This is a genomic window from Kitasatospora sp. NPDC091257 (genome assembly GCF_044757675.1).
In the GTDB taxonomy this organism is placed as follows: domain Bacteria; phylum Actinomycetota; class Actinomycetes; order Streptomycetales; family Streptomycetaceae; genus Kitasatospora; species Kitasatospora lactacystinica.
In genome coordinates this window covers 1-1,960 of record NZ_JBIVVI010001465.1, presented here as the reverse complement: position 1 = coordinate 1,960, position 1,960 = coordinate 1, and the positions used below count along the sequence as shown (strand labels likewise).

Annotated in this window: 1 protein-coding gene; it reads left to right on the top strand. The window is 77.0% G+C overall.

The genetic code is table 11. The annotated features are described in order from the left end of the window. On the top strand, positions 1-1,903 hold a 1,903-nt coding region (locus ACIQOV_RS39390), incomplete at its 5' end, for a LuxR C-terminal-related transcriptional regulator (protein ID WP_401055700.1). Between the last annotated feature and the right edge of the window lie 57 nt (positions 1,904-1,960).

Below are 1,960 nucleotides of genomic sequence, written 5' to 3'. Positions count from 1 at the left end.
CGGCCCCGGCCTCCTCCGCCGGCTCTCCGGCCTCTGCACGTCCCGGCGTCCCCCGGGCGAGCGGTCGGTGCGCCGCCTGAGCAGGCTGCTGAGCCATCCCCTCGCGAGGGAGGCCGTGCTCGCCGCCGCCGAGCCGGAGGAGGTCGCCGAGCTGCACACGCGCATGGCGGAACTGCTCGACGAGAGCGGTGCGCCGGCGACGGCCGTGGCCTCCCGGCTCCTGCGGGTGGACCGGCCGAGCGAGGTGTGGATGGCCCGTTCGCTGGCCGACGCCGCGGAGGAGGCGATGCGCGCCGGCCAGGTCGCGGAGTCCGCCGCGTATCTGCGCCACGCGCTGAGCGGCCCGCTCGATCGCGACCGGCGTGCCGCCCTCTGCCTGCGCCTCGGCGCCCTGGAGCTTCCGAACAACGCGACCGCCGGCATCCGCAGACTCCACACCGGGCTGGAACTGCACACCGATCTGCGGGAACGGGCGACCGCGGCGACGGCCCTGAGCGCCGCCCTCGTCGCGGGCCGGGATCCCGACACCGCGCTGCGGGTCCTTCACCAGGTGAGCCGTGCCGCCGACGACGACGAGCTCGTCCAGGTGCTGCAGACCCTCGGCGCGCTCGTCTCCTCCCACGACGGCGACGCCTGGCGCGGCGCCGTCGCGGGCCTGCGCGCGCTGGCCCCGACGGTACCCCCGGCCATCGAGCCGCTGGTGTGCGGACTGATCACCGAGTACGAAGCCGGGGCCGGCCTCCGCTCGGCGGCCGAGGTGCTCGCCCGGGTCCGGCCGCGCCTGGCGATGCCGGTGGACCCGCGGCTGCGGACCGCCTGGCTCGGCAGCGCGGCCACCCTGCTGCAATGGGCGGACCGCCTGGAGGAAGCGCGTGAGCTGACCGGCCTGTGCCTGCCCGTCCCGCCCGTCCCCCCGGACCTGACGGACGTGGGTCTGCAGTGTCTGCTCAGCGTCCGGGCCGAGGCGGCGCTCTGGGCGGGGGAATTCGACCGCGTCATCGCGGAGAACGCCGACCTGGTGGCGGCGACCGCGGGGCAGGGCGTGCGACTGCCGCATCTGGCGGCCATGGTGGCGACGGCCCTGTGCGAGACGGGCCGGCGCGCCGGGGCGTGGGAGGCCGTGGCCCTCGCCGGCCCGTCCGGCAGCGACAGGTCCTGGGAGTGGAACGAACTCGGCTACACCCGGGCCCTGCTGCACGCGGCGGACGGCGACTGGCAGGCCGCCCTCGACGACTACCTGCGCTGCGGAGCCGGCCAGAGCGCCCGTGACTTCGTCAGTCCGGTCGCCACGCCGTGGCGTTCCGGGGCGGCGCTCGCCCTGGTGCGGCTCGGGCGGCGGGAGGAGGCGCGCGAACTCGCCGAGGAGGAACTGCGCCACGCCCGGACCTGGGGCACCGCGCGTACCGTCGGCCGGGCGCTGCGGGCGTACGCCGCGACCGTGGGCGGCAGGCTGGCCCTGTGTTCGCTGACCGAGGGCGCCGAACTGCTCAGGCCGGGTTCCGCGCCCGTGGAACTCGTGGAGGTCCTGGTCGATCTCGGCCGGGCCCACCTCGAAGCGGGCAACGGCCGCAAGGGGCGTGACACGCTGCGCGAGGCGCACGCCGCGGCCCGGCGACTGGCCGCACCCGCTCCGGAGGCCGGAGGGCCGGCCGCCGTCGGCCGTCTCCTCGGCCTGACGCAGGAGGCGTTGCGCGAGGGCGGGGTGCGGAACAGGAACGGCGGACACGCCCTGACCCCCGCCGAACGGCGCGTGGCCGAACTGGCGGCGGCGGGGCACAGCAACGCCCAGATCTCCTCCGCGCTCTGCCTCACCCGCCGCACCGTGGAGACGCACCTCACCAACGCCTACCGGAAGCTGCGGATCGCCCGGCGCACCCAGCTGGTGGCGGTGTTGGAGCGGTAGCAACCCGGGGCGGGTCCGGGTCCGGGGCGGTCCGGGGCGGGTCCGGAGCGGGGCCGG